Annotated in this window: 23 protein-coding genes and 1 tRNA gene; 9 read left to right on the forward strand and 15 right to left on the reverse strand. The window is 52.8% G+C overall.

Annotated elements, in window-relative coordinates:
* Positions 1-41: 41 nt before the first annotated feature.
* Positions 42-1,040, forward strand: coding sequence for a tRNA (adenosine(37)-N6)-threonylcarbamoyltransferase complex transferase subunit TsaD (gene tsaD, locus DFER_RS14885; RefSeq protein ID WP_041735138.1), 999 nt, complete (start codon positions 42-44; stop codon positions 1,038-1,040).
* A gap of 20 nt (positions 1,041-1,060) precedes the next feature.
* The gene (locus tag DFER_RS14890) at positions 1,061-1,864 is read left to right on the forward strand and encodes an MOSC domain-containing protein (RefSeq protein WP_015812477.1); all 804 of its coding nucleotides are present in this window, start codon (positions 1,061-1,063) and stop codon (positions 1,862-1,864) included.
* Between the two features lie 83 nt (positions 1,865-1,947).
* Here the strand turns inward: DFER_RS14890 and lpxA are convergent, their stop codons facing one another.
* The 4 genes from lpxA to DFER_RS14910 all read right to left on the reverse strand — a co-directional run bounded on the left by lpxA (position 1,948) and on the right by DFER_RS14910 (position 6,635).
* On the reverse strand, positions 1,948-2,760 hold the full coding sequence (gene lpxA / locus DFER_RS14895; protein ID WP_015812478.1) for an acyl-ACP--UDP-N-acetylglucosamine O-acyltransferase: 813 nt from the start codon (positions 2,758-2,760) through the stop codon (positions 1,948-1,950).
* Positions 2,757-4,148 (reverse strand): bifunctional UDP-3-O-[3-hydroxymyristoyl] N-acetylglucosamine deacetylase/3-hydroxyacyl-ACP dehydratase, encoded by a 1,392-nt coding sequence (locus DFER_RS14900; protein ID WP_015812479.1) that lies wholly within the window; start codon positions 4,146-4,148, stop codon positions 2,757-2,759. The genes lpxA and DFER_RS14900 overlap by 4 nt, the downstream gene beginning before the upstream one ends.
* Before the next feature lie 48 nt (positions 4,149-4,196).
* Positions 4,197-5,237 (reverse strand): UDP-3-O-(3-hydroxymyristoyl)glucosamine N-acyltransferase, encoded by a 1,041-nt coding sequence (lpxD, locus tag DFER_RS14905; RefSeq protein WP_015812480.1) that lies wholly within the window; start codon positions 5,235-5,237, stop codon positions 4,197-4,199.
* A gap of 81 nt (positions 5,238-5,318) precedes the next feature.
* Entirely contained in the window at positions 5,319-6,635 is a 1,317-nt protein-coding gene (locus tag DFER_RS14910) for an HD domain-containing protein (protein WP_015812481.1), read from the reverse strand.
* Between the two features lie 36 nt (positions 6,636-6,671).
* On the opposite strand from DFER_RS14910, the gene DFER_RS14915 reads away from it, so the two are divergent.
* The 3 genes from DFER_RS14915 to DFER_RS14925 all read left to right on the forward strand — a co-directional run bounded on the left by DFER_RS14915 (position 6,672) and on the right by DFER_RS14925 (position 8,063).
* Positions 6,672-6,745 (forward strand) — tRNA-Ile (locus DFER_RS14915).
* Positions 6,746-6,844: 99 nt separating this feature from the next.
* Positions 6,845-7,036: a cold-shock protein gene (locus DFER_RS14920; RefSeq protein WP_015812482.1), complete on the forward strand. Its 192-nt coding sequence runs from the start codon at positions 6,845-6,847 to the stop codon at positions 7,034-7,036.
* 124 nt (positions 7,037-7,160) lie between these two features.
* Positions 7,161-8,063 carry a lysophospholipid acyltransferase family protein gene (locus DFER_RS14925; RefSeq protein ID WP_015812483.1) on the forward strand — a complete coding sequence of 301 codons (903 nt, stop codon included), beginning with the start codon at positions 7,161-7,163 and terminating at the stop codon, positions 8,061-8,063.
* A gap of 9 nt (positions 8,064-8,072) precedes the next feature.
* Here DFER_RS14925 and DFER_RS14930 read toward each other — a convergent pair whose 3' ends face one another.
* From DFER_RS14930 to DFER_RS14955, 6 genes are read right to left on the reverse strand one after another with little or no spacing between them, the layout of a single operon-like run.
* Positions 8,073-9,239 (reverse strand): sialidase family protein, encoded by a 1,167-nt coding sequence (locus DFER_RS14930; protein WP_015812484.1) that lies wholly within the window; start codon positions 9,237-9,239, stop codon positions 8,073-8,075.
* Between the two features lie 10 nt (positions 9,240-9,249).
* Positions 9,250-10,755: a sialate O-acetylesterase gene (locus DFER_RS14935; RefSeq protein WP_015812485.1), complete on the reverse strand. Its 1,506-nt coding sequence runs from the start codon at positions 10,753-10,755 to the stop codon at positions 9,250-9,252.
* Positions 10,752-13,403, reverse strand: a complete 2,652-nt coding sequence (locus DFER_RS14940) for a sodium:solute symporter family protein (RefSeq protein ID WP_015812486.1) — start codon at positions 13,401-13,403, stop codon at positions 10,752-10,754. The genes DFER_RS14935 and DFER_RS14940 overlap by 4 nt, the downstream gene beginning before the upstream one ends.
* Positions 13,403-14,344: a dihydrodipicolinate synthase family protein gene (locus tag DFER_RS14945; protein ID WP_015812487.1), complete on the reverse strand. Its 942-nt coding sequence runs from the start codon at positions 14,342-14,344 to the stop codon at positions 13,403-13,405. Before DFER_RS14945 ends, DFER_RS14940 begins: the two co-directional genes overlap by 1 nt.
* Before the next feature lie 30 nt (positions 14,345-14,374).
* Positions 14,375-15,949, reverse strand: coding sequence for a RagB/SusD family nutrient uptake outer membrane protein (locus DFER_RS14950; protein WP_015812488.1), 1,575 nt, complete (start codon positions 15,947-15,949; stop codon positions 14,375-14,377).
* A 4-nt stretch (positions 15,950-15,953) separates the two neighbouring features.
* Entirely contained in the window at positions 15,954-19,340 is a 3,387-nt protein-coding gene (locus DFER_RS14955) for a SusC/RagA family TonB-linked outer membrane protein (protein WP_015812489.1), read from the reverse strand.
* Between the two features lie 183 nt (positions 19,341-19,523).
* Between DFER_RS14955 and DFER_RS14960 the strand changes: the two genes are divergently transcribed.
* The gene (locus tag DFER_RS14960) at positions 19,524-20,225 is read left to right on the forward strand and encodes a FadR/GntR family transcriptional regulator (protein ID WP_015812490.1); all 702 of its coding nucleotides are present in this window, start codon (positions 19,524-19,526) and stop codon (positions 20,223-20,225) included.
* Between the two features lie 40 nt (positions 20,226-20,265).
* Here DFER_RS14960 and DFER_RS14965 read toward each other — a convergent pair whose 3' ends face one another.
* Complete coding sequence (locus DFER_RS14965) at positions 20,266-20,955, reverse strand: alpha/beta fold hydrolase (RefSeq protein ID WP_229206008.1); 690 nt, start codon at positions 20,953-20,955, stop codon at positions 20,266-20,268.
* 303 nt (positions 20,956-21,258) lie between these two features.
* Here DFER_RS14965 and DFER_RS14970 point away from each other — a divergent pair, with 303 nt between their 5' ends.
* Positions 21,259-21,954 carry an Ig-like domain-containing protein gene (locus DFER_RS14970; RefSeq protein WP_187293386.1) on the forward strand — a complete coding sequence of 232 codons (696 nt, stop codon included), beginning with the start codon at positions 21,259-21,261 and terminating at the stop codon, positions 21,952-21,954.
* Between the two features lie 34 nt (positions 21,955-21,988).
* Here the strand turns inward: DFER_RS14970 and DFER_RS14975 are convergent, their stop codons facing one another.
* Together DFER_RS14975 and DFER_RS29920 are read right to left on the reverse strand one after the other, a co-directional pair.
* Positions 21,989-22,960: a tail fiber domain-containing protein gene (locus DFER_RS14975; protein WP_015812493.1), complete on the reverse strand. Its 972-nt coding sequence runs from the start codon at positions 22,958-22,960 to the stop codon at positions 21,989-21,991.
* Between the two features lie 254 nt (positions 22,961-23,214).
* Positions 23,215-23,394, reverse strand: coding sequence for a hypothetical protein (locus DFER_RS29920; protein ID WP_015812494.1), 180 nt, complete (start codon positions 23,392-23,394; stop codon positions 23,215-23,217).
* 239 nt (positions 23,395-23,633) lie between these two features.
* Between DFER_RS29920 and DFER_RS14990 the strand changes: the two genes are divergently transcribed.
* On the forward strand, positions 23,634-24,035 hold the full coding sequence (locus DFER_RS14990; RefSeq protein WP_015812495.1) for a hypothetical protein: 402 nt from the start codon (positions 23,634-23,636) through the stop codon (positions 24,033-24,035).
* On the opposite strand, the gene DFER_RS14995 is transcribed toward DFER_RS14990, so the two are convergent.
* Entirely contained in the window at positions 24,032-24,259 is a 228-nt protein-coding gene (locus tag DFER_RS14995) for a hypothetical protein (protein ID WP_015812496.1), read from the reverse strand. The two genes, DFER_RS14990 and DFER_RS14995, sit on opposite strands and share 4 nt — an antisense overlap.
* A 123-nt stretch (positions 24,260-24,382) precedes the next feature.
* Positions 24,383-25,558, reverse strand: coding sequence for a glucuronyl esterase domain-containing protein (locus DFER_RS15000; RefSeq protein ID WP_229206009.1), 1,176 nt, complete (start codon positions 25,556-25,558; stop codon positions 24,383-24,385).
* A gap of 185 nt (positions 25,559-25,743) precedes the next feature.
* Between DFER_RS15000 and DFER_RS15005 the strand changes: the two genes are divergently transcribed.
* On the forward strand, positions 25,744-26,118 hold the full coding sequence (locus tag DFER_RS15005) for a hypothetical protein (RefSeq protein WP_041735155.1): 375 nt from the start codon (positions 25,744-25,746) through the stop codon (positions 26,116-26,118).
* Positions 26,119-26,151 lie beyond the last annotated feature (33 nt).

Below are 26,151 nucleotides of genomic sequence, written 5' to 3' on the forward strand. Positions count from 1 at the left end.
TCTTGTTGTTAATGCTTAATTTTGCGAATATTTTCCACAGTATGAATATCCTCGCCATTGAATCGTCGTGCGACGAAACCTCCGCAGCTGTTATAACAAACGGGAATATCCGCTCCAATGTTGTTGCTACGCAACTCATCCACACCCATTATGGTGGCGTCGTTCCCGAGCTGGCCTCGAGAGCCCATCAGCAACACATCCTGCCTGTGGTGGACAAAGCACTGAATGACGCAAAAATAGCAAAAAAAGACCTGGATGCCATTGCTTTTACCAAAGGACCCGGTTTGCTCGGTGCATTACTGGTGGGCACATCGTTCGCCAAGTCGATGGCGCTTGGGCTGGATATTCCGCTGATCGAGATCAATCACATGCAGGCACACGTGCTGGCGCATTTCATCGACGACCCCAAACCGGCCTTCCCTTTCCTGTGCCTTACCGTGAGCGGCGGGCACACGCAGATCGTGAAAGTTACCGGCCCGCTCGAAATGGAAATCATCGGCGAAACGCGCGACGATGCCGTGGGGGAAGCTTTTGATAAAACGGCCAAGCTGCTCGACCTGCCCTATCCCGGCGGTCCGCTCATTGATAAATATGCCGCGCAGGGCAACCCGCAGGCTTATCCTTTTCCGCTACCCGAAATGCCGGGGCTCGATTTTTCGTTCAGCGGTATCAAAACGTCGTTTCTGTATTTTCTGCAAAAACAGGTACGGCAGAATCCGGCGTTTGTGCAGGAAAACCTGGCCGACATCTGCGCCAGCATTCAGTTTACACTTATTGATATTCTGCTAAAAAAACTGAAAAAAGCATCGCGCGAAACGGGCATTAAGGAGATCGCCATCGCCGGAGGGGTTTCGGCTAATTCCGGCTTGCGCAGGTCGCTGACCGAACTTGGCGCGCAGCTCGGGTGGAATGTATATATTCCTGCTTTCGAATATTGTACCGACAATGCGGCTATGATCGCCATTGCGGCGCATTTCAAATTTGCGGCGGGCGATTTCTGCGACCAGACGGTCAGTCCGCTCGCGCGAATGGAGTTTTAAACAGCTGACCATCGAATAATATGGCCATGACATTGTCAGAAATATGGGTTTATCCCGTCAAATCACTCGGCGGGGTAAGGCTTACCAAGGCATTTACGGAAGAACGGGGACTTCAGTATGATCGTCGCTGGATGATCATCGATGAAGAAAATGTGTTCATCACGCAGCGGGTCCATCAAAAAATGGCGCTGATCGACGTGGCATTGCTCGACGAGGGCTTAAAGATTTCTCTGCGGACCGACCCCGATGATTTCGTCATCGTTCCCTACCAACCGCAAACGGCATCGCCGGTAACTGTGAAGGTTTGGGACGACATTGCTGAGGCGGTGAGGGTTTCGGACGAGGCCGACGCGTGGCTGAGCCGCCAGCTTGGCCTTCGGCTCCGCCTGGTAATGATGCCCCATTCCACCGAAAGAAAGGCAGATCCCCGCTACGCGCGGCACGATGAGAATGTGAGTTTTGCGGATGGTTTCCCTTACCTCGTCATTTCGCAGGCTTCGCTGGATGACTTGAACAGTCGCCTCGCCGAGCCGATCGAAATGCGGCGCTTCCGGCCTAATTTCGTCATCAGCGGAACGGAGCCGTTTGCAGAAGACCAATGGAAACAGATCACGATCGGCGACCTGCGTTTTGAAATAGTAAAACCCTGCGCGCGCTGCGTACTCACGACCATTAACCCCGAAACTGCGGAAAAAGGCCCTGAGCCGCTGAAAACATTGGCTACCTACCGGCGCAATGGCAACAAGATATTATTCGGACAGAATGTAACCGCCCGCGATACAGGCGAAATAAAAGTAGGCGACCAACTGATAGTCCAGGAATAACAAAAAAGCTCCGCGAATACGGAGCCTTTTTACATTATATCATAAACAAAAAGCATACAGCCTATGGCTTATAGCTTATAGCCCTAAGACTGAGCTTCCGTTTCGCTCGCCCCGGTTGTCTGGAACGGGCTTTTCATAATGCCCCGCTCGGAGTTGCGGATAAAGTTGATGATCTCGTCGCGCTCGTCCGAAGGTGCCATTTCGAGCTCGATCTTTTGCAGCGCTTCCGCATTGTTGAGGCCTTTCATGTACACAAAACGGTAAATGTTTTGTATATCAATGATTTGCTCATTGGTATATCCTCTTCTGCGCAGGCCAACCGAGTTGATACCCACATAAGAAATAGGCTCACGGGCGGCTTTGGTGAACGGCGGAACGTCTTTGCGAACGAGCGAGGCGCCGGAAACGAATGCATGAACGCCGATTTTGACAAACTGGTGCACCGCGCTCAATGCGCTCACAATCGCCCAGTCGCCCACATGAACGTGACCGGCCATTTGCACATTGTTACCGATGATCACGTTGTTTCCAACCCGGCAATCGTGCGCTACGTGTGCGTAAGCCATGATCAGGCAGTCGGAGCCTACCACGGTTTTCCAATGTTCCTCGGTACCCCGGCTGATGGTGGCGTATTCCCGGATCGTTGTATTGTCGCCGACGATCGTTAGCGTGTATTCGTTATTGTATTTCAAATCCTGGGGTGTAGCCGAAACGACCGCACCGGGATAGATTTTACAGTGCTTTCCGATTCGTGCTCCAGAATTGATTACCGCATGCGAACCGATCCACGAGCCCTCGCCGATCTCAACATCAGCATGGATCATCGCGAAAGGTTCAATGGTTACATTCTGAGCGATCTTGGCGTCAGGATGGATATATGCTAATGATTGAGTCATTTTTTCTTTACCAGGCTTGCTATCATATCCGCTTCACATACCAGCTGTCCGGCTACATATCCCCGGCCACTCATTTTGACGATCCCCCGCTTCATCGGGGATGTGAATTCACATTTAAAAATAACTGTATCCCCCGGAAAAACATTGCGGCGGAACCGGCACGCGTCGATGCCGATGAGGTATGGCCAGTAGTTGTCCGGATCGGGCACGCTGGAAAGCACCAGGATACCGCCCGTTTGGGCCATCGCTTCCAGTTGCAAGACGCCCGGCATGACCGGGTTACCCGGAAAGTGCCCTAGGAAAAATTGTTCGTTGATCGTCACATTCTTCACCCCTACCACGCTGTTTTCGTCCAGCGCGATGATTTTGTCGATCATCTGGAACGGATAGCGGTGTGCCAGAAGCTGGCCTATCTGGTTGATATCGAATACGGGCGCCTTGTTCGGGTCGTATTGCGGGATATCTCCCTTGCCTGATTTGATCAGTTTTTTGATCTTTTTCGCCAAAGCCACATTCGCCGCATGTCCCGGCCGTGCGGCCAGGATCTGTGCTTTGATAGGCCGGCCTACCAGCGCCAGGTCACCAATGAGGTCGAGCAGCTTGTGCCGCGCCATTTCATTGGGATAATGCAGGTCGACATTGTTCAAAATGCCTTTTGATTTGTCGACGCTCACCTTCGGCTTATTCAAAAGCTGGGACAGATGATCGAGCTCGCCATCCCGCACCTCGCGGTCTACGATCACGATCGCATTGGTGAGGTCACCACCTTTGATCAGGTTTTGCTTGTACAGCGCTTCCAGCTCATGCAGGAACACGAATGTGCGGCACGATGCGATATCGTCTTTGAAAAGCGTAATGTCATTCAAAGAAGCATGCTGGCTGCTGATGACGGTAGAGTTGTAATCCACCATCACCGTGAGGCGATAGTCCGAAAGCGGCAACGCCACCAGTTCGGTATCCTTATCTTTATTCTTATAATGAACGTATTCCGGAACTTCGAAATAGTTGCGATATGCATTCTGTTCTTCAATGCCGGCGTCGAGCAACGCATCCACGAATTTGATCGAACTGCCGTCCATGATCGGAGGTTCGGGACCATCGAGCTGGATCAGCACGTTGTCGATCTGCAAGCCCACCAGCGCAGCCAGTGTATGTTCCACCGTGTGGATTCTGGCGCCATTCTGTTCGATGGTGGTACCACGCGAAAGATCCACTACATTGTCGACATCGGCATCGACGATCGGCTGGTCGGGTAAATCAACACGTTGAAACTTGTATCCGTGGTTGGCTGGTGCCGGTACGAATGTCATGGTAGCCACGACACCGGTATGTAAACCCACTCCAGTTACGGATACAGACTTAGAAATGGTTTGTTGTTTTTCGTTCATTATATCTATTTCCTTTTCTAAATAAGGTGCGTCCGGGCCCGCCGGCGGTTACTGAAAATCGGAAGTTTCCTGTTTGCGTTCCAGGTCTTTCAGTCGTTCTTCCAGCTCAGGCAGCCTTCGCACCAGTGCCATGGACCGTAAATGTTCGTTCAGGTCCCTGGCAGGTGAGCCCGAAAGCGACAGCCCTTCCTTTTTAATGGATTTGGCCAACCCGCTTTGTGCGCCCACTTTGGTATTGTTTGCTACCGTAATATGCCCTACCACGCCAACCTGCCCGGCGATCACGCATTGTTCGCCGATAGTGGTGGAGCCGGATACGCCGGACTGGGCCGCAATTACGGTATTTTTTCCAATCTCTACATTATGTGCGATCTGAACCAGGTTATCTATTTTCGCTCCCTGGCGGATAATCGTCGAACCCATCGTGGCGCAATCGATCGTCGCATTGGCCCCTATGCTGACATTATCCTCGATAATCACATTTCCGAGTTGCGGGATCGTCTTGTAGCTGCCGTCGGCCTGCGGTGCGAAACCGAAACCGTCGCTGCCGATCACCGTATTGGCAAAAATTGTGACGTTTTTACCGATCACCGTGTTATCGTAAATCTTCACCCCCGGGTGGATCACCGAATAATCGCCGACCTCGACGCCGTCGCCCAGCCAGGCTTGCGGGTAAATCTTCACTTCCTTACCGATCACGCAATTTTTCCCGATGTATGAAAATGCCCCGCGGTAGCAGTTTTCGCCGGTTTCACTGTTTTCACCGATAAAACTCGGCTGCTCCACACCCGTTTTGATGCCTGCGAGGCGCTTCTGGTATTCTTCCAGCAGGATGGTGAAAGCGGTATAGGCATTATCGACGTAGATCAACGTCGCAGGAATATCTTTTTTTGGGACAAAATCCTTATTGACAATTACTGCCGAAGACTGTGTAGTGTAGATATGATGCTCATATTTGCTGTTGGCCAGAAAAGAAATACAACCCGGCATGCCCTCTTCAATTTTTGCAGCCGAATTAATTGTAATCTGATCATTTCCAACAACAGTTCCATTCAGCATCTGAGCAATCTCGCTGACAGTAAATTTCATATTTTATCGGCTAATTTCGGGTAATGGTATTCGAGTACGTTGTAAAAATTATTAAATCGGCTTTTCTTTTTAGGGTCCTGATTAACCACGCAAAGATACATTTTTACCCCAACATACATAGTACTTGCGTACAATCTTAGTAAGGGCTTCGATGGTCGGAATGTCGGACGCGTCGGCTATATCCACCAAACTTCCGCTTTTCATTTTCACGCGGATCGGGTCCTGCTCTTTGGCATACGCCCAATTGGTGGTTTCGCCTGTAATGAGGAAGTATTGCATGTCCGTTTCCGCAACGCCCTTTGCATTAAGATGCTCACGGAGCGGGGCCAGCGTTTCCTCTCCGGGCGGCTCGTTAAAAAAGCTGATTTTAAAGAGTTTTCTATCCAAAAGCATTTCGCACAACGTCGACAGCACCGGGTCGGGATGCGTTCTCCATCCTTTTACGGATGCCCACACATCGTTATCATCGAGCCCGTTGAATGCGGCCAGTAAATCCGGCTGATTGTCGAAATCCGCCAGGGTAAAGCGGTTATAAAGGAAGCGCTTGAAATCGGGGGTCGCGAAGAGCTGCTCGCCGGCTGCTGCCAGTTCGCGGGCGCGGTACATGATCTGCGTGAGCATCGCCTGCGCGCTCAGGAGCGTTTTATGCAGGTACACCTGCCAGTACATGAGCCTGCGCGCGTGCAGGAAGTTTTCAATGCTCAGGAGTCCTTTTTCCTCCACCACCAGCTGGTCTTTGCTGATATCCAGCATTTTGATCAACCTGTCGGCTCCAATGGAACCTTCGATCACGCCCGTGTAGAAGCTGTCCCGGTTCAGGTAATCCATCCGGTCCATATCGAGCTGGCTCGACACCATCTGGTGAAAAAACCGGCGCGGATAGGTGCCTTCGAACATCTGGATGGCAATATCAAGCCTTCCGTTCATCTGGCGGTTCAGGTCTTTCATCATCGCGAGGGTAATCGCCTCGTGGTGCACGCCGGGGATCACCACACTTTCCAGTACATGTGAAAACGGACCGTGCCCGAGATCGTGCAGCAAAATCGCCGCCTGCGCCCCTTCCAGCTCCGGCTCCCATATCATATGTCCTTTTTCCTGCAACGCGCGCAAAGCCTGGCTCATCAGGTGCATGGCGCCCAATGCATGGTGAAAACGCGTGTGAAGGGCACCGGGGTAAACGATATCGGCCAGGCCAAGCTGCCTGATCCGCCGGAGTCGCTGAAAATAAGGATGATCCACCAGATCGTAGAGCAGATCCGAAGCGATGGAAATAAACCCGTAAACCGGGTCGTTGATGATTTTCCTTTTATTCAAAACCAATTTTTTGGCAAAAGTAATAAACAAGCAACGGACAAAAGAAGCTATTCTTGTTGTATTAGTTTGGAGATTTGAACGCATTCGCTAATTTTGCACTCCAAACAGAAGTCCGTAAAAGGGCCTATAGCTCATTCGGTTAGAGCAACTGACTCATAATCAGTAGGTGCCTGGTTCGATCCCAGGTGGGCCCACAAAAAGCACTTTGCACCCCGCCAAGTGCTTTTTTATTTGCATAAATTTTTTCTTTCCAAAACTTTGTTTTAAGTTTATAGAATATTTAAAATAATGTTATGAACAAAGGCAAAGTTAAGTTTTTCAATGAGACCAAAGGTTTTGGTTTCATTTCTCCAGAAGAAGGTGGAGACGACATTTTTGTACACGTGTCAGGTCTTATTGACGAGATCCGTGAGAACGACAGTGTATCTTACGAAGTAGAAAATGGTAGAAAGGGTTTGAATGCAGTTAATGTATCAGTCCTTTAATCAATCATACAAGTTGAAATGACAAAATTCCTCCCACGTAGGGAGGAATTTTTGTTTCTGCACATCACATTGTTTTCGGGTCTGGCAGTCGGGAGCATCTAATTACCAAGCAGTTGGTGTTCCTATGAAATCCAGGTTCTCTTCCAATGGCCGTTCACTGGCCTCTTTTGCTATTCAGTTGACATCCCGCGTTACCGATTGGGTACTGCTTTGGGGCTTTAAAAGCCTTTCTGTTATCATCTATTTCGTCCTACGCTATGTGCTTCGTTACCGTAGGGCATTAATCCATCAGAATCTCACCAATTCCCTTGTCGGCAAGCCCGAGACCGAAATCGATAAGCTGGTAGAGGCATATTACCGGCACATTGGTGATCTGGTGGTTGAACCGTTTCTGTTTCGGCTGGCTCCCGCACGCCTCCGCAAGCGCCTGGCTTCCTACACCGATCTCGGGGTCCTGGAACGTTCGCTCAATAATGATAAGCAGGTGATCGTGTTTGCATCTCATTACGGAAACTGGGAATACCTGGTAAACCTGCCGGAAGTGATCGAGTACCCGGTTTACACCGCCTATTCGCCCATCAAAATCGAGTGGGTCAACCGACTGATGATCAACATCCGGTCTGTTTTCGGGGTAAACCTGATTGCCAAGCAGGCATTCTATCGCCAGGCAATGATGCTCCTCCGAAAGCAATCGCTTCCAAAACTACTCGTGGTAATCGGCGACCAGCGGCCTGCGCCGGGCAGTCAGAAGTTTCATCTTCCCTTTTTGGATCAAAAAACGGCTGTTCAAACCGGCGGCGAGCGAATTGCGGCTTTGTCCGAGGCTACACTTGTATATGTACACTCGCAGAAAAAGGCCCAATTCAGCTACGAATTCACTTTTACGGAGATGAAAAACGTCGACAGGCACACCCCGATGGACGTTACCAGTGCCTACTACCACATTTTGGAACAGAGTATTTTCCGCTCCCCGGCGTATTGGCTCTGGTCGCATAACCGGTGGAAGGTCGCAGCCGCGCCAAACTGACCGGAATGCCTATTTCGCGTCCCAGCGGATTTCTTTGAACACGATCGACTTGTACCCGTCGCGCTCGTACAGGACGCCGATTGCTTGCTTGCCGGTTTTCACAATGTCCGAATATGCCGTGAAATCCTTTTCTCCCGCCGTGCTTTTGTCAACCGGATAGCTTTTTGCCCAGGTTTTCCCGTCGTCGAAGCTGATGCGTAAAGTCAGGTTGTCGCGGGCCTGGGTATCGGCGGCGTTGCAGAACGCGAGGATGTTATTGCCCTTGCTCTTGCCGATGGTAAGAATGCTACCTTCGCAGACGGGGTCCGGCAGGTTTTGGTCAAAAAACGTCGTATCCCATTTCGCGCCGCCGTCGGAGCTTATCGCTACGATCCGCGCGCGCACGTCGCCTTTCTGGTTGCGCGCATTGAACAGCAGCCGCCCGCCCGACAGCTCCGCGGCCGTGGCCTCGTTGCCGCCTTCCACGGAGATCGTTTCACTGAGTTTGAACGTCTTGCCGTGGTCGTCCGTGTAAAATCCGTGGGCCTGGTAATCGGTGAATTTCGGTTTCGGATCGCCGGCGCTGTGATTAGCCGGAATGTAAATGCGGCCTTTCAATTTTCCTTCGGTGAGTTGTAATGCGTGGCCGGGCGTATTGGCATAGCTCCGCCAATCCTCCGCGAAATCGTAAGCGGCATTCACCGTGGGCTGTTTCGGGCGGTGCACCTGCGTGGTAATGTTCTCGGGCTCGCTCCATGTAGCGCCATTGTCTGTCGAAGTTTTATACCAAACTTCGCGCAGGCCCTTGCCTTTCCTTACTTCGCCTTCGTGGTTATTGCCCGTATTGAAAAACAGGAAAAGCCTGCCTTTGGGAAATGCGGGGTCCGTGAGGTCCATCACAGGCGCCGGGTTTCCGGCCTGCAAGTCGTTATAGTTAGCCACCACCTGCATTGCAGACCAGGTTTTGCCTCCGTCCCTGCTCCGTTTCATCACAATATCAATGTCCCCAAAGTCGCCGCTGCCGCCTACCCTGCCTTCCGCGAACGCCAGCAGGTCGCCCGCAGGCGTACGCACGATCGCGGGTATGCGATACGATTTATAGCCGTCACTCCCCGACACGAAAACGGGCGTCTGACCGATGGCGTAATGCATTATAACAAACAATTTCAGCAGCAACGTGTATTTTAAATATCTCATAATCAATATTTTATTTGAAAAAATAATTAACCAGAATAGAAAACGTCGATGCCGGCAATCCGGCTTCATTCTGCAAATTGGCCCTCGTAAAAGGCTGGTAAGCATACAACACCCTTTCGACCAATTCACCCGTGGGCACCGCAATGCGGACGCGCCCGCCTTCGATCACCGCCTGCGCAGGCAACCGCTTGCCGCTTCGGGTCATGAGCTCAAAACCAGTGAGCGCGGCATTGCTGGCGGTGGTTAGTTTTTGTGCTGATTGAAAATCCAGCCAAATGGCACCATCCCGCAAAGTTGCTTTCTGCACGACCGGGCCACTCGCGACAATCCGCTTATGATAATGCCCCTGCAATGCCAGCAACGCCAGCCGCTCGCCTACCTCCTGCTTACGCACCGGATGCACATCCAGCGAATCGCCGACATCGTAACTCACCGCCATGCCCGCATGCGGTATCCTGGCCAGCATCTGCCGCTGCGAATCGCGGAACTCGGGCCAGTTGGGCCGCTCGATACCCGAAAGCTGGGCGTAATAGAATGGCAATACATGTCCCCAATGCTGCCGCCAGCTCTTTACGAGTGTTTCAAAAAGTGCTTCATGCAGCGGAATGTCATGCACATTGCTTTCGCCCTGGTACCAAATCACGCCTGCAATGGGAAAGCTGGTGAGCGGGGCGATTCCGGCTGCAAAACTGTACCCCGGCTTGAAGGGGTGCTGCTGCGCTTCGAAATGCTTACTTCCCGTATTTCGCTCCGCCCGCTCGCGGGGCCAGGGCATTACCTGTTGCGAATGCGGCCAGTTGGAGAGTAATCCGGTGAAACGGCCGTCCTGCGCCAGAAGCTGCCTGTCGATCCACGATTCCGTCGGAGAGCCACCCACTGCCACCTGGATGAGGCCTACCGGGACATTCGTTTCCGCAGCGATTTTTTGCCCGAAATAATAGCCTACTGCCGAAAATGCGCCCACGGACGCCGCGTCGGCCGTCTTCCATTCGCCCTGGAAAAATCCGAACCGGTTTACCGTCGCCAGCGCCGTTGAATCCCACGCCACATCGCCCCACGGAACCGCCGGTCCGTATTTCAGCAATCGGATATTGGCATTAAAGCTGCCTTTCCGCAACTCCTCCGGCCCGGTTTGCGCGGCTTTTAACGGAAAATCCATATTCGATTGCCCCGAGCAAAGCCATACATCGCCGATCATCACGTCGTTCAGCACCACCTCGCCGGTTTTCCCCGAAACTGTCAGCACATGTGGCCCGCCGGCTTTTTGAGCAGTAAATTCCACCTTCCAGGTCCCTTCCTGCGTCGCGCGCGTTTCTTTTGTTTTACCCAAAAAAACCACCCTTACCGTTTCTCCTGTCCCCGCACGACCGTAAATCTGTAACGGCTTGCCGCGCTGCAACACCATATGGTCGGCAAACACGGGAGCCAGCAACGGTGCGCCCGATGCGGGCTCCTGGGCGTGAAGCGTTCCGAAAAGGGCCAGGTAAGCCCAAAGCAAGATCATCCGGTGTTTCATTCGTAGATCGTTAAACCCGCCAGGTCTCGCTTTGCGGGCATCAGCAAACTTAAAACATAGCCAAATCCAACACAGCTTACCAGCCCGGTGAATGCGTACATCAGCAAATGGATGTCGGTATACTGCTGGATGAGCAGCTGGGTGACACAGCTGAGCGCCATACCGGCCATAACGCCGTTGCCGCTGGCTTTGGTTGTGAATATCCCGAGCACAAATGCCCCGCCAATGCAGCCTGTGAACAGGCCCAAAATCGTATTGAATCGATCCCACAGCGACGACACGCCCTTGTGCGCCATGTATAATGCGATGCAGGTGACAAATATCCCGAGCAGCAGCGTGGCCGCGCGGGCGAAGAACAGGGTCTGCTTCGGCGTCACGCCGGGGTATAGTTTTTGGTAAAAATCGGTGGTGAGCAAGGTGGCGGTGGAGTTCATGCTGGCCTCGGTGCTACTCATGGCGGCGGCGAAAATACCGGCGATAAGCAGGCCCGAAAGCCCGGCCGGTAGCTGGCTCACAATGTACCATGGAAAAATATTATCGACATTGTCCAGCGCCATGTTTACCGACGCCGGCTGTTCGCGAAAGAACAAAAACAGCAGCGTGCCGATTGAAAAGAATACCAGCGTGGAAGGTAACGTGAGCCAGGCGCCCAGTTTGAGGCTCCTCACGGACTCGCTCTCCGATTTGGTCGTCAGGTAGCGCTGCACGGTGGTTTGGTCGGTGCCGTAGGTGAGCAGGTTGATCGCCAGCCCGCCGATCACCACCACCCAGAAAGTCGGTTCCGTGAAATCGAAGCGGAAGTCGAATACTTTCAGCTTTTCGGCATTTTGCAGCACGTCGGCGGCCGCATTCCAGTTGCCGATTTGAAACGGCAGGTAAAACAGGCAGAACAATGCGCCCGCTGCTAGGATCAGTACCTGGATCACCTCCACCCATATCACCGCCTCGATACCGCCCTTCACTGTGAAGAATATGCTGATCACGCCGATCATGATGATGCAGATGTTGATATCAATGCCCGTCACGAGCGTAAGCGCGATGCTCGGCAGGAGCACCACAATGCCCATTCGCCCTAGTTGCAGCAACACGTACAATGCCGAAGCCAGCATCCGCGAGCCGGTGTTGAAGCGCTTGCCCAGGTATTCATATGCCGACGTGACGTTCAGCCGCCGGTAAAACGGGATGAAATAGCCCGCCACGAGCGGCATCACCATGATAATCGTCATCAGCAGGAAAAAGTACGTCCAGTCCGTGGCGTATGTCTTGGCCGGAATGCCCATGAAGGTGATCGCGCTCAGTTTGGCCCCGAAAATGCTGATCCCCGCCGCCCATTGCGGAATACGCTCGCCGCCTTTGAAATAGTCGTCGGTGTTGCTGGTTTTACCCGTAAACAGGAACCGCCCGGCCGTCATCAGCAGGAAACAAATGAATAGCACCGCCGAATCAATCCAGGAGAACGATGATTGGCTCCGCACGCTCCCGCGCATGACCACGGGCGTACGCACGCCGGGCCGCACCTCCCCGCTCGGGATGAAAATCTCGTCGCCGGCTTTCACGGCGGTGGTCGTCACCTGCGCGGCTTCCGGCAGCTCGCCGGTGACGGTCCAGGCGTCGGTAATGGTGTTGTACAAATAAATATTTCTGCTAAAACCGACGTGCTGTTGCAGCAGCGGCAGTTTTTCGGCTTGGAGCCTTTGCTTCTCTGCGTCGTTGGTTGCGGCGGCTATGCGGGCATTATAGGTTTCAATCCGATTAAACACCTTCCCATTATCCCCTCCGAACAACACAATATAGGAAGCACCGCTGGCGAGGCCCGTTCCAGCCGAAAGCGTGGTCGGTGCCGTTCCGTCGCTGATCCCCGCGCGCTGCTGCCATTGTCGTTTGGCAGGATCATAGCGGAAATTGGTCCCGTGCAAGGCACTCACGCCCGACGCGCTGGCGCTGCGCCCACCCAGCACATACACGCAGGAAGCCTTGCCATCGCTCTGCGCCACGGCCACCGCGTGCGACAATGCGACCGGCAGCGCAGGCAGCGTCTGCCATTGCGGGTCAGCCTCGGACAAGTCTAATGCGAAAAAGCCATTCGAAGGCTTACCACTGCTTTCCCCGCCCGCGATGTACACCACGTTACCAATGCTCGTCGCGGCTGCATTGGCGAGCGGTACGGGCAGGTCGGGTAATGGCTTAAAAACTACCTGCTTACCAGCGTCGTCCCATTGCATGAGGAATGCATTCCGGCTGGCACCCGCTTCGCTTTCTCCGCCGATGCACACCACGCCGCCTGGGACCGATACACTGGCCCCGTAAGCGGTTTTTTGTTTCAAATGCGGATTGCGCACGTCGATCCAACGATAGGACGCGCCGCTTTTTTTCATTACGTAAATGCGGTCGTGGTAGGCTTTGCGGCCACCTTCCCAGGGCATACCGGCAGGAAAATTGGCCCCGCCGGCAATGAGCAGGGCACTGTTATGCCAGCCTGCAAACGCACCGGCCACACCGGGGTTTGCGTCTTCCCCTGCCGCGGCGGGAAGGCTGGCCGCCGCCGACCAGTCGATCCGGTTGGTGAGCGTGTCGTTAGCCAATGCGTTATCGGGCCACATCAGGTGCAGGCAGGTCAGGATTAGGAATAGTCGGATGTTGCAAAGCATTAAAATGTATTTTTGGCCAAAACGGGGCCCGATTTAAACGAATCAAAACCCAAAGCCGCCACATCGGCGCGGAACGCCCCGAACTGCTCGTCGCTCATGTTCCGCACCGGCAGCCTGAACTGCCCGCAATCCAGCCCGACAAGCCTCATATAGCTTTTCCCGACCGAAATCCCGCCATATTTACCCAAAAGCCGGATCATATCGATCGACTGCTGCTGCAAACGCGCAGCTTCTCCCATCTGATTTTTTTCAAATGCATCCATCAACCGGTGGTAGAGCGGCGCTGCGTAGTTGAAAGTGCTGCCCACGGCACCCTTCGCGCCGATGGCGAGGGCGGAAAGCATATTCTCGTCCCGGCCCCAGAGCATATCGTATTTACCATTCTGGAAATTGAGGCACGACTGGAAATCCATGAAATCCTCGTGGGTGTATTTAATCCCCGCGAAGTTCGGCAACCGGCCGTCGAGGACTTTCAGCAGGTCGTACATCGCAAAGCCCACGCCTGTCAGCACGGGAATGTGGTAGTAATAAAAGGGCATTTCGGGCACGCTTTCCGCAATGGCGACAATGCATTCGGCCAGCATTTCCACATTGGCAGGCTTAAAATACGACGGGCTCGTGAACGACACCGCGTCCATCCCGATCTCCGCCGCGTGCCGCGCGAGCTCAATGCAGTCGGCAATGCAGGTACCGCCCAGCAGCGGCATTACCGTGAATGCCGGATCACCCGCCGCACAGGCCGCCCAGGCTTCGGCCACGCGTTTTTTCTCGCGCAGGGTGAGCGACACGCCCTCGCCCGTGGAGCCGCAGATGAATGCGCCGCTCACGCCATTATGTTTCAGGAATTCGTAGTATGCGGGAATGAGGTCGGTATGGAGGCTGCCGTCCGGTTTCAAAGGAGTGAATGGGGCGGCGATGAGGCCCTCTAAATGTAAGTTCATTGAATGTATTAGTTTGAACGGAAAAAAGGTCTAGTTAGGTCGCGTGGTGCTGTAACCCGGCGTTTGCGTCACGAGCGGGTCGTTGGTCCAGATTGCCGCTTCAATGGGCCACAGGATGCGGTAACCCTGCGTGGACTTGTCAAGCAATCCGTACGGATGCGCCGTACTTTTGAATACCAGCGGCTCGTTGCCGGCTTTCATGCGGCGCAGGTCGTACCAGCGTTTGCCTTCGTGCACAAACTCCCAGGTGCGCTCGTGGAAAATCGCCAGCTCATTGGCATCCTTGCCTCCATTTACGAACGGTTTCGGGTCCTTGCCGCCGAATGCCCGGTCGCGGACAGCCTGAATGTACTCCGAAGGGTCGCCGCCCTGCGCATTGCTAATCTCCGCCAACATCAGAAGCCGGTCGGCCTCGCGGTATACCGGCCAGTCATCAGAGAAATAGCGCTTGTTGGCGTCGATCGTACCGAGGAATTTCACCAATGCCGTGTTTCTAATGGTCGGCACGAAGGGTTTCACATCGGTATTCACCTTGTAATAATCATAGAATGTAGCATCCCGGCGCGTATCGGCGAGGTGGTAGGATTGGAATAACTCAAATGTGTAAGCGTACCGCTGGATAACCTGCTGTGAATTGGAAGCTGCCAGCAACAATGGGTCGACCAGGAAATTACCCACACCCGCGCTGGCCGTGGAATCCTTGTAATGCAGGCCGTTCATGTTAAAGGTGGAATAGGTATAAGCCGCCACGCCGGACATTTCGGCCTCGCCCACGCGGTAGCGCACGGCGAAGATCACCTCGTTGTTATTCTTTTGGTTGTAGGCAAAAACGTTGGCGAAGTTCGGCAGCAGGCTGGTTCCGGTGATTGCTTCCAATGCCGTTTTCGCCGCCGCCAGATCGGCCGCATTGCCGTATACTTTCGCTGTCCAGAGGTACACCTCGCCTTTCAGCATCCGCGCGGCATTGGGCGACCACTGGCTTTTATCCGTCGCAGCGGCTTGCATTCCGAACAGGCTCACCGCCTTATCGACATCGGCCTTCACCGCATCCGCCACCGCCTGCTCACTGGCCCTAGCCTTACGCAGCAGCACGGCGTCGGTGGTACCATTCAGCACGTCGGCTTCCAGCACGAGCGGCACGCCGCCGTAGGTGCGCAGCAAATGGAAATAGTAGTAAGCCCGCATGGCATAGGCCTGCCCAAGCAGGTAGTTTTTCCGGCTTTCAGAGAGGAAACCAAGGCTTTCTACCTTTTGGATAAACAGATTGATCTGCAAAATCGGCCCGTAAAAACCTGCCCAGCTGCTCACGCCGGAAGATGTTTCTTCCAACCGTTGCTCGATCACGGGCAGCTCGTTGAGTGAAGTGGCCTGCCGGTCGACGTTGCTGTACGTCCCGCCGCGCATTTCGCCCAGGCGCAGGAACTGGAACTGGTTGTCGCGGAACTGCTTGTGCAGGCCCACCATGAAGTTGCTCACCTGGGCTTCGTTCTGCCAGAAATTGCTGTTCCCGAAATAGTCCTCCGGCGCAAGTTCGAGCGCATCCTGGCAGGAAGTGGCCAGCACCGACAGCAGTGCCCAGCATATATAGTACCTGATCTTTTTCATGAATTTAAAATGTAAGGTTTACACCAAAAATGAGGGAAGTAGGAATCGTGTAGGCGCTGTTCTGGCTGCCGGTCCGCTCGGGTAATGCGAGCATTCTGTTGGTGAGGTAGCCGAGGTTCTGCCCGGTAGCGGTGACGGTGAGGCCGCCAATCTTCGCCTTTTGCAGCCACGCCGAGGGCAGCGAGTAGCTCAGCGACACCTCCCGGAATGCCAGGTACGACGAGTTGACCCAAAACATGCTGCTCGGCCGGTCGAAGTTTTTGGAATTGAGCTGATCGGCCCAGGTGTAGCGGGGGTATTTCGCATTCGGGTTTTCCGGCGTCCAGGTGTCCTTCACAAGGTCGGTTGAATTGAACTCGCCCTGGAAGCTGCCGAGCGACCACATTTGCTGGAAATCCATCTGGATATGACCCAATGCGAAGTCCATGCGGGCGAATAGCGAGAAGTTTTTCCAGCGTATTTGCGCATTGACACCGCCCGTCCAGCGCGGGATCGTGCGCCCGAGCGAAACCATGTCGCGGGTGTCGATGGTGTCGTTGTTATCGAGATCCTTCCACATCATATCGCCGAGCTGGGTGGCAATGTAAGTGGTGCGGCTGAGGCCTTTGGAGGAAATGAGCGCCTCGCTCGCCACACGCTTGCCCGCAGCGGCGCCATATTGCACCTCGCCCGCAGCAATGTCGATCTTATTGTATCTGGATAAATCCTCCGGCGTGCGGATAATGCCCTCGCTCACAAACCCGAACACCTCGCCGTACTCCTGCCCTTCCTGCAAGCCGCCTGCCCACACGGTCCGGCCCGATTGTGGATCGTACACGCGCTGGCCGCCCTGACGGTTGTTTTCATTTCCGTTGAAAGGCAGTTTCAGCACCTTATTCTTGTTCCAGGCCGCATTGGCGCCGATCTGCACCGTGAAATCTTTCTTTTGAACCGCTTTAAAAACCCCTTCCAGTTCCACGCCGCGGTTGCGCATGCTGCCGTTGTTGGTACGAATGCTCGCAATGCCCGAAGAGGTCGGCAGGATTACGCTCGCGATTTTGTCGGTTGTGACGCGGTTATAGACGGCGATGTTGGTAGTAATGCGGTTATTGAAAAAGCCCATTTCCACGCCGCCTTCCACGGTATTGCTTTTCTCCCATTTCAGGTTCGGGTTGGCCACGCCGGTTTGGAGGAAGCCGATGCTACCGTTATAGGCCGCCTGCGAGCCATAGGAGCCTTGCAACTCGTACACACCGATGCCGTTGTTGGTACCAATGCCGATGTTGCCGTTTTTACCATAGCTGGCCCGCACTTTCAAAAACGAAAGCCACTTTTGCGTCGAAGCCATGAAATCCTCGCGATGCATGAGCCAGCCCGCCGAAACAGCCGGGAACGTGCCGAACTGGTTGTCGCCGATGAGCCGCGAGTAGCCGTCGCGCCGCACAGTAAATGAAGCGAGGTACTTGCCATCGTAATCGTAGTTCAACCGGCCGAATGCGGATATAATGCGTTCGCGGGTGTGGTATGAGTCGATGGTGCGGGTGTTGGCGTCGTTGATCGTCAGGCCAAGGTCCTGGAAATCGTCGGTAGGCGCGAGGCGGCCGGCGGCGTTGAAACCGTTGGTGGCTTCCTGGTAGTATTCACCGCCGATCATGGCGTCGATGAAGCTTTTACCGAGAAATGCCTTTTTGTAGTTCGCCACGGCATTGTAGGTCTGGCGGACAATGCGGTCGAAGCCCGCCGACGAAGCGCGGTCGCGGTTCCAGCCGGTGTTGGGATTGGCCGCATTCATGATCCCGATGCGGAAATCGCGGTTGAAAGATTCGGCCACGGCTTCGTCGTACATGAGTATGCCGCCTGCTTTGATGAACAAATCTTCCGTAATGTTCGCATGGAACGACTGCCCGAGCGTGAATTTGTCGGACTGGTTCTTTCTTTTGTATTTGTCGAAATTGAGGACCGGGTTGCCGTCGCTGGCGTCGCGGCCGAGGATCAGCTCACCGTTGGCATTGGTACCGCGCATGGTAGGCGGTGCCGAAAGCATGCGGCCCCAGTAGTTGGCCTCGCCGTTTTGCAGCGACTGGTCCCGCCAGTTGGCCCGGGCAAAGTTGAAGCTGCTTTCGGATTTCAGCCAGCTTTTGATTTTGTAATCCCCATTCAGCGTGAAGGTAAGCCTGCGGTAAAACGTCCCGAGCGAGAGCCCGTCTTCATTATAATAGCCCAAGTTGGCATAATAGCCTCCTTTTGCATTACCGCCATTCATGCCGATGTTATAATCCTGCGAAATCGCCGGGGATTTGAATGCATAATCCCCGTAATTGAAATCCTTGAAAATCAGGTCTGCGTTCGTGCCGTTCGGGTCGTATGCTCCGGCCTCATTGGTTTTGACCGGGTCTTTCATGGTTCTCCAACCCTGGTTTGCATTGAGCAGCTCGCGGTTGGAGTCGTTCAGGCGCATGGTGCTCCAAATCGCCCGCGAATCGTAGTTACCGTCGAGGATCGCGCCGTTAGCGTCTTTATAGAGGTTACCCGTCCCGCGCGGGCCTATGCCCGAGAGCATGGTGGAAGTGGCCGTCCCGTTCCTGATCGCCTCTACTACACCCAGCCTCGTCCATTTAATGTAGTCTTCCGCATTGAGGTAATTGTAGGGGATGTTCAGGAAATTGAACCCAGTCTTAGCCTTGAAAGTGATCGACGACAAACCGTCTTTGCCCCTTTTGGAGGTAATCAGTACCACCCCGTTACTCGCGCGGGCACCGTAAATGGCCGTTGCCGAAGCATCTTTCAGTACTTCCATGCTTTCAATGTCGTCGGGATTAATGTCGCTGAGCGAGCCGCGCACCTGGCCGTCGACCACGATGAGCGGGCTGCCCGAGCCGTCGAAATTGGTACCTCCGCGCAGGGTGATGGTGGGAATGGACCCAGGCCTGCCCGTGGCCGTCGACACCCGCACGCCTGCAATGGTACCCGCGAGCGCCTGCGCGGGGTTGGCGCGCATACCGGTTTCGAGCACTTTGGCATCCAGCTTGGCAATGGACGAAGTGATTTTCGTGCGGCTGGCCGAGCCGTAGCCGGTTACCACCACCTCATTCAGGGCGGACACGTCGGGTTTGAGGAAAATGTCCAGCGTCGCCGATGTGCCTACGGGCATTTCCTGTATGACATAGCCCATCATCCGGAACTGGATCACGTCGCCCCCGCTCACCGCGATCGTGTAATCACCTTCGAGCGAGGTTTCGGTGGCGATGTTTTTTCCTTTCAGCAAAACAGTCACGTTCGGAAGCGGTTGCTTGTCGTCGTCCGACAGCACCTTGCCGGTGAGCTGGCGGGTCGTCTGCGCATGCAGGCAGGTGGCGAGCAACAGCCCGACCATCCCCAGCAGCACGCTGCGGTAGGAGGTAATTACTTTCATAGAAACAGGTTAAGATTAGGAATTGTCTTATGTATGACATAATAAAGGTAGAGGTTCCACCGTGTTGATAGCAAGCATATTGCAAAAAATATTTTCGGCTAGGTGGGTTTCTTCGTGCAAAAATGCCTTGTGCTTTCGCTCAAATCAGCCAATTTTGTCATACATAATGCGCTAAATCATCCCATGGGAGACATTTTTCCGAATATCAAAAGCGTCGATACCAGTTCGCTCGTCGACAAGGTGGAGAGCAACCTGATCCAATTTTTCATAGATCACAATTTCAAGGTCGGCGATTCGATCCCGAAAGAGCTTGAACTGGCACAATCACTGGGCGTGAGCCGGACGGTCGTCCGCGAGGCAATGCTGCGGCTGCGGCTGATGGGTTTGGTAGAATCCAAAAAGCACCGGGGCGCGGTGATTACCAGCCCGGACCTCGTTTCGATCCTCGAAAAGAGCATGAACCCGAAAATCCTGGACGGCAATACGTTGAAGGAGATTTTTGAAATGCGGCTGTCGCTGGAAATCGGGATGGCGGATTTTATCATGGAACGCGTGACGCCCGACGACATCGCGGTGCTGAAAACGCTGGTCGAAAACGAACCCATTTCGTCCGACCGGATGATATTCCAGATCGAGCACGAGATCGCATTCCATGGCAAACTCTACGAAATCACCCGGAATGAAACGATGAAAAAATTTCAGCGAATGCTATTGCCGGTGTTCGATTATGTGCATAAAAGCGGGCTGCTGCGTAACCTTCCGCCCAATACGAATTTCATTTCGCACAAGGACATTGTAGAGATCATTGAAAACGGTTCTGCCGAAAAGCTGCGAAACGGAATGCGAAGCCATTTGGAAAATCATTTCGCGCGGCTGCTTATCTGAACCGGTTTTGATATTGACAATTACTGCAACGGTACAGACTTTACTGAAGATTTTTATCTTGAAGAAATTCAATAGCGATTTTGCATAGCATTTCGCCTTTTTCTTCCGGCATTTCATGTCCGACGTTTGGATAGATGCATAATTGTCCGTGGCGGAGCATTTGATAAATGGATATTGTGTGGTCCAGCCTGATCATGTCCTTGTCACCACGGATAAGTAACACAGGGACATTAATGCCCGCGATTTTATCGTCGGGAATTTTGATTTCCCTTTCCCACATTTTTTGATTGTCTTCCCAAAACTTGATCCATTTTTCCGGTTGCGGGTTCATTTGCTGGTAGTTTTCCAACCAATCTTTATCCTCTTTCACGGCTTCAACCGTGTATTGTTTTAGCATGTCACGTGCTTCCTGCGTGAGTCCGCTGGCCCTGGAATTGGAGGCTCCGCTCACCACTTTCTTTACTTTGTCGGGCCGGTTTGCGGCAAGCAGCAATGCGGTATTGCCGCCAGAGCTCCAACCCATTACATAGGCGCTATCAAGCTGCAACCCGTCGATAAGCTGCGAACAGTATTCCGCCATCAACACTCCGCTCAAACTGTCGGCATGCTCGGACCGCCCGTGCCCGGGAGCGTCAGGAGCAATAACCCTGAAATGTTTTGAAAGCTCGGGTATGATGCCTGCGAGATTTTCAATCGAGCCGAGCCCCTGATGCAGCAGCAGTAAAGGCATTCCCTGCCCGTATTCTTCATAGTAGATTTTGGTATCGTTTATGGTTATATATTTCCCGTTATTTGAGCCATACTTTATGATGTTAGCTTCCTGTTTTATGCGCTGGGGTTTCTGATTGCATGAATTGAGCAGAAGAATCAATGATGCAAAACATATAAATACTCTCATCCTGGTCGGTCACGATGACGTGGTTGATTTTAATATTTGAATACCAGGATTAAATACGCTATTTTGTTGCGGTTCGTTGAGAATTAATGTCTTATAAGTTGCTTATCTTTCGCAAAGGCGAAAACCCAAATGTTTATGAAACGACTGCTTCTATTTGTTTTGACATTAACAATATTGCAAGGCTGTAAGAAGTCGGAGCCGGAACCGGTGCCGACTGTACAAACCGAAGGATTGGATATTAAATATGACCAGACCAAACAGCTGGAAGTCAAACTTGGCAATGAAGTTTTAGATCCGAAATCATTTTTTTGGAAAATCGACGATGAAACGGTCGGAAGCATTGATAATCTGGGTGTATTTACCGCTCAGAAAGTCGGTATTGCCAACATTAGTATTTTCAATTCGGATGGGACAAAAGTGAGTGAAAGCACGATCACCGTTTCACCTTACAGTACGTTATTTCAAGAGCCGATTACAAGTTGGGGTACGCCATTGCAGAATATCATCAAAGATGAAAAAAGGAAACTTGCCGACCGGCAGACTTACCGGCTTCAATTTGAAGGTGAAAACCAGCAGGTACGGGCCGTTGCCTATGAGCTGACGCTTGAAAAAACGCTCGGGTTTTCGATCCTGCAATTGAAAGACACTCCTGAAACACGCCTTGAAGTGATGACATTCCTGAAAGAACGCTACCAATACGTTCACGATCCTGATAACGTAAGCGAAGGAGAGAATTTCATCAATTATGAACGAACCAAGCTTGTTACGTTAATAGATGAAAAGTTTCTGGGCCTCTCGGTCATTTACACGCCGTATGATAATGTTTTATAGGCAGTTTGGACCTGCCGTGTGGTGAACAATGGACTTAGGGCTGTGCATTTTCCAGCGCTCTCAACCTCGATTGCAAAGCCTCATTCGAAGCCTTCATCGCGTTATAATCACTTTGCAATTCTTTAAATGCCTCAACCAAATGGGGTATTAATCCAATGTAATTGACCGACTTATAACCTTGCGCGTCCGTTTCTACCAGCTCGGGCAGCACAGCTTCCACATCCTGGGCGACGAAGCCCGTTTGCAACGCGCGGGAGCGTTTCTCGCTGGCCCAGCGGTAATGGTAGCCCGACAAACCCAGGATTTTGTGCCTGCTGCCTTGCAACGCGGTCAGGTCACTTTTCAACCGGCGGTCGGAATTTTGCGTAAGGTTTCCGGTTAAGGTCGCATTGCCGTTGGCATGGACGTAAAACCGCCATGCATCGCCGATAAAAAAACCAACCTGATCGTCGGTCACCATGCCCATGAAAGCGGCTGGGCCTTTCTGGTAGTCGTCGGTTTTAGAACCATCGAGAAATAAACCGGCGGTGCTGCCTGCCTGATGTTTGATACGCATCCTTTTAGCCACATCAAAATTATATTGGGGGTACAACACGCCAATTCCTACATTTCCGCTTCTCAAAACGGTGATTGCATTGCTTCTGTTGTTGTCACTTGTGCCATTGCCCAATTGAAAAATGCGGTCATTGACATCTATCGAGTTGCTGGGGAAACCATCGTCATTGTTATATCCACCCAAGGTTACGCTAAAATACTTTTTAGAGGTCACCTTATGCCCGATTGCAATCGACTCAGATTGCAACGATTCCGAACCGGAACCAATGGCTATCGAGCCGGAGCCTAAGGCCCTGGTATTTCTACCCAGGCCAATGGAGGAAGTTCCAAACTCGGAGGCATTCCAGGCGTCATTGGTCACTTCACCTGCCCGAAAAGCAGCAAGTCTCGGGTACCAGATCAGCCGTGGCCCCGTTCCCGAGCTCGCCGCCAGGGTCGCCCCCTGATTCAAAATCCCTTCTGGACAACAGGATCACCATTTATCCAAGAGATGGCCTCTCTGGAATGGAGCGAATAAGGCACGCTCAGCAACTGGCTGGTCCCGGCATCAAGATAAGCATCTCCGCCGGCGGGATCGAGTTCCAGTTGCAGAAAAAACTCGGCATTCGCCCAGTTAATGCCGGAAAACACACCCGATACCGGAGTACCCGCACCGATCGAAACGATAAAAAGCCCGCCGGAATTGGTTTGCGAAATTTGCGTTTCCTAGTACTGGATCGGCCCGTTCGCACTGGTTTTATGAATGGTAAACCGGAGGCCGACAGACTGGCTGGCTACCACTTTCCCATTTTCGTCGCGCGCCACACCCTGAAAACTGAATCCCTGGGGCGTCTGCGCAAATGCGGAAAGCGATAGCATGAGGAAGAAGAATGAAATAACTCTCATCGTGAAAAGGATTAATGTAATGGGGAGATTGCGGTTGGCCCGCGAGAGTCAAATATATTCCTTCCCCAACTCTGCGATTGCCACGGATTAATTCCCGACAGATTTCAATTATCCTCCGGCAAATAGGCCCGATTATTTTCCGGCAAAACCATCAACTAAATTCGAATCCGTTCACTAATTGCCTTTTGGCACTTCCATTTGCAGCGCGCAATTTTGCACATCCTTTACACTAGCTCGATATGGAAATGCTCACACTCTACACAATCGCATCACTCGCATTGGCATCGGTAACGCTGATCGGCGGCGGCAAATGGCTTCAAATCAGGGAGCACAATAAGTTGAAACGCGTTTTGAGGAACGGCCGTCAGTATGAAGCGCTGATACTCGACGCGCAGCCCATCAAACCATCCATTTTCAATACGGAAAACATACGGCTGCGCGTGCAGATTCTATCGGAAAAGCCGGTGGTGATGGAGTTTAACTACGATGCGCCCTATACCGAATGGCGGGAACTGACGACCGGAAAGGTGGTAACAGTGGATATCGATCCGGATGATCAGCGCAATGTGATGCTCGTCAGGAAGTCGTCGCAGCCGAAAGCTACTCCCGCAGCGCGCAGGAGTGCTTTGCTGGCATTTTAAAGAATTACCATAATATCCGGGTTCGGCCGGTCTTTTTTGTCCAGATATTCCCAGGATACAATGTCCTCTTCCGGGTAAATGTTGCCCGTATCCTCGGGGCCTTCGTCACCAATCGCCTCAATAAACGCCTTCGACGCCTTTTTGTACGTGCCTTCGCGCGGAATGCCGTTCATGTCTGTGAACAAAACGTGGGATTGGTCCTGTGGCAGATTTCTGTCTTTCATGGGGTTCAATATTTTAAGTAAAAGAAGGCTTCGAGTCGTTCCTTTACTTTCAAAACGTGCAAATCCTGTGCCTGCGTATGCCCAAATGCGGTTTCGGTTGCAGGAAGCAGGCTTGGGCCGGGATCAAAACTGTTTTGCGAAACGGATGAATTTATCCCAATCGTAGGCAGTCATATTGTGTTCGCCTTCATGATTATGATACCCGAAATGCGGCCCGATCACCGGCATATCAATGCCCGGCATCTCCTTGGGCAGCTCGGGCTTGACGCCGTACAAAGCATAGACGGGTTCGGCAGCCTTCACAGCCAGAAATGTACCTTTCGGATCGGCCCAGAGGTCTTTGGAGGCATTGGTAGCATAAACCGGCCGCGGCGCGATGAGCGCGATGAGCATATGCTGGTCCACCGGCAGCGCATTTTCCTTGTCGTTGTACTTCTTGTAATTATTGTTAAACCAATGCGGAAACGTGGTATTAATGCGGCTGATCCGCTCTCCGAACTGCCGCCGTGCCAGTGCCGCTCCCGTGTTGCCCGAACAGTTGGTAACGCAAGCTGCAAACCGCCGGTCCTGTGCAGCAGCCCAAAGCGAAGTTTTACCGCCGCGCGAATGCCCCACGACGATCACTTTCTTCGAATCGATGTCTTTATCAGTCCCGAAATAATCCATCACGCGACTCGCGCCCCATGCCCAGGCGCCAATGGCTTTCATGCCATTGTCCTTTTTCAGCTGCTCGGGGTAGAGTTTTTGCAAAACGCCGGTCATGTAGGTGTCTTTATTGTCCGGCGCCAGGTCACTTACATGAAATGCCGCAATCGCAAAACCACTGTCGACTACCATTTCGGCTGGCCAGAATTCGCTCTTTTTAGCTCTGGTAGGGTCGGTAAGGTCCTTCCCGCGGTTATTGATCAGCAAAAACACCGGTACGGGCTTCTTCGCCTGGGTTGGAACAAAAAGCACGACATTGATCTGCACCGAATTCCCATTCCTGAAAACGGTCACCCCGATTTGTTTTAAAACCGCCTTGCCATCCATTTCAGGCCGGTCATCTTCCGTGAGGGCATAGCGGATGCTATCGTAGCCGACCGGCATTTGTCCGTAAATATGATCTTCGAACAGCCTCAGCACTTCCGGCCTTCTCAGCTTCTCCCATTTCTCTTCACTGCGAATGGTCTTTCCCGAAGCGGTTTTGAGCACGTCCGGCAAAGTATAATGCGGCACTTTGGATTCATCATAATTCTGGGCGAATGCCGCCCAAAAGGGAGCAGCGAGCAACATGCAGAGAATGGCAGTTTTTTTCATGTGGTGGTTAGTCAGGGCAGTCATTTCCAATCAAAACCCTCAAATATCCGGTATTTACTGAAAACCGTCGCCGTTCGGAGATTTTTTTCACCCATCACCCAACCTCCGCCGTGCTTTGTGCAGTTTATTTTATTGACAGGTGGCCACCTGATTTACATCTTTTTCAATTCTAAACACTGATGGTCATGAGAACAGAAAAATGGCTGGTGCTATGCGTTGCATTGCTGCTGATCCAGCTGGTCGCCTGTGAACGGGGGAAAATGGAAGAAAATGCGCCGGCACCGGTTTCGGCGCGGACGGGCGCGGATAGCATTGGGCTCGACAGTATCCCAAAAGATACGATCCGGAATGACAGCATTTACGGGGACACGATTGTCCGGGATACGATCATCCGCGACACGATTGTTCGCGACACGATTGTCCGCGACACGGTTGTCTGGGACTCAATAGTCCGCGACAGTATTATCAAAGACAAATCTTTCCTGAACAAGCCCAACGCCCGGACTCGGAAAGTCGCGTCGGGGCCTTTGGAACGGCTCAAAACGGTCGGACGAAACTAGTTGGGCGATTTCAGTAAAATTCGTTTCAAACGT

Origin of the sequence: Dyadobacter fermentans DSM 18053, from assembly GCF_000023125.1 — a bacterium.
Classification (GTDB): Bacteria; Bacteroidota; Bacteroidia; order Cytophagales; family Spirosomataceae; genus Dyadobacter; species Dyadobacter fermentans.

Bases quoted from the DNA above. Each gene is read 5' to 3' on its own strand.
- lpxD (WP_015812480.1), bottom strand. From the start codon at position 5,237: ATGAAATTTACTGTCAGCGAGATTGCTCAGATGCTGAATGGAACTGTT.
- DFER_RS14930 (WP_015812484.1), bottom strand. From the start codon at position 9,239: ATGAGATATTTAAAATACACGTTGCTGCTGAAATTGTTTGTTATAATG.
- DFER_RS14945 (WP_015812487.1), bottom strand. From the start codon at position 14,344: ATGAACTTACATTTAGAGGGCCTCATCGCCGCCCCATTCACTCCTTTG.
- DFER_RS14960 (WP_015812490.1), top strand. From the start codon at position 19,524: ATGGGAGACATTTTTCCGAATATCAAAAGCGTCGATACCAGTTCGCTC.
- DFER_RS14940 (WP_015812486.1), bottom strand. From the start codon at position 13,403: ATGCTTTGCAACATCCGACTATTCCTAATCCTGACCTGCCTGCACCTG.
- DFER_RS15000 (WP_229206009.1), bottom strand. From the start codon at position 25,558: ATGAAAAAAACTGCCATTCTCTGCATGTTGCTCGCTGCTCCCTTTTGG.
- DFER_RS14995 (WP_015812496.1), bottom strand. From the start codon at position 24,259: ATGAAAGACAGAAATCTGCCACAGGACCAATCCCACGTTTTGTTCACA.
- DFER_RS14900 (WP_015812479.1), bottom strand. From the start codon at position 4,148: ATGAACGAAAAACAACAAACCATTTCTAAGTCTGTATCCGTAACTGGA.
- DFER_RS14950 (WP_015812488.1), bottom strand. From the start codon at position 15,949: ATGAAAAAGATCAGGTACTATATATGCTGGGCACTGCTGTCGGTGCTG.
- DFER_RS14965 (WP_229206008.1), bottom strand. From the start codon at position 20,955: ATGCCTTTACTGCTGCTGCATCAGGGGCTCGGCTCGATTGAAAATCTC.
- DFER_RS14920 (WP_015812482.1), top strand. From the start codon at position 6,845: ATGAACAAAGGCAAAGTTAAGTTTTTCAATGAGACCAAAGGTTTTGGT.
- DFER_RS14990 (WP_015812495.1), top strand. From the start codon at position 23,634: ATGGAAATGCTCACACTCTACACAATCGCATCACTCGCATTGGCATCG.
- DFER_RS14955 (WP_015812489.1), bottom strand. From the start codon at position 19,340: ATGAAAGTAATTACCTCCTACCGCAGCGTGCTGCTGGGGATGGTCGGG.
- DFER_RS14970 (WP_187293386.1), top strand. From the start codon at position 21,259: ATGAAACGACTGCTTCTATTTGTTTTGACATTAACAATATTGCAAGGC.
- DFER_RS15005 (WP_041735155.1), top strand. From the start codon at position 25,744: ATGAGAACAGAAAAATGGCTGGTGCTATGCGTTGCATTGCTGCTGATC.
- DFER_RS14925 (WP_015812483.1), top strand. From the start codon at position 7,161: ATGAAATCCAGGTTCTCTTCCAATGGCCGTTCACTGGCCTCTTTTGCT.
- DFER_RS14935 (WP_015812485.1), bottom strand. From the start codon at position 10,755: ATGAAACACCGGATGATCTTGCTTTGGGCTTACCTGGCCCTTTTCGGA.
- DFER_RS14910 (WP_015812481.1), bottom strand. From the start codon at position 6,635: ATGCGTTCAAATCTCCAAACTAATACAACAAGAATAGCTTCTTTTGTC.
- DFER_RS14890 (WP_015812477.1), top strand. From the start codon at position 1,061: ATGGCCATGACATTGTCAGAAATATGGGTTTATCCCGTCAAATCACTC.
- tsaD (WP_041735138.1), top strand. From the start codon at position 42: ATGAATATCCTCGCCATTGAATCGTCGTGCGACGAAACCTCCGCAGCT.
- DFER_RS29920 (WP_015812494.1), bottom strand. From the start codon at position 23,394: ATGAGAGTTATTTCATTCTTCTTCCTCATGCTATCGCTTTCCGCATTT.
- lpxA (WP_015812478.1), bottom strand. From the start codon at position 2,760: ATGACTCAATCATTAGCATATATCCATCCTGACGCCAAGATCGCTCAG.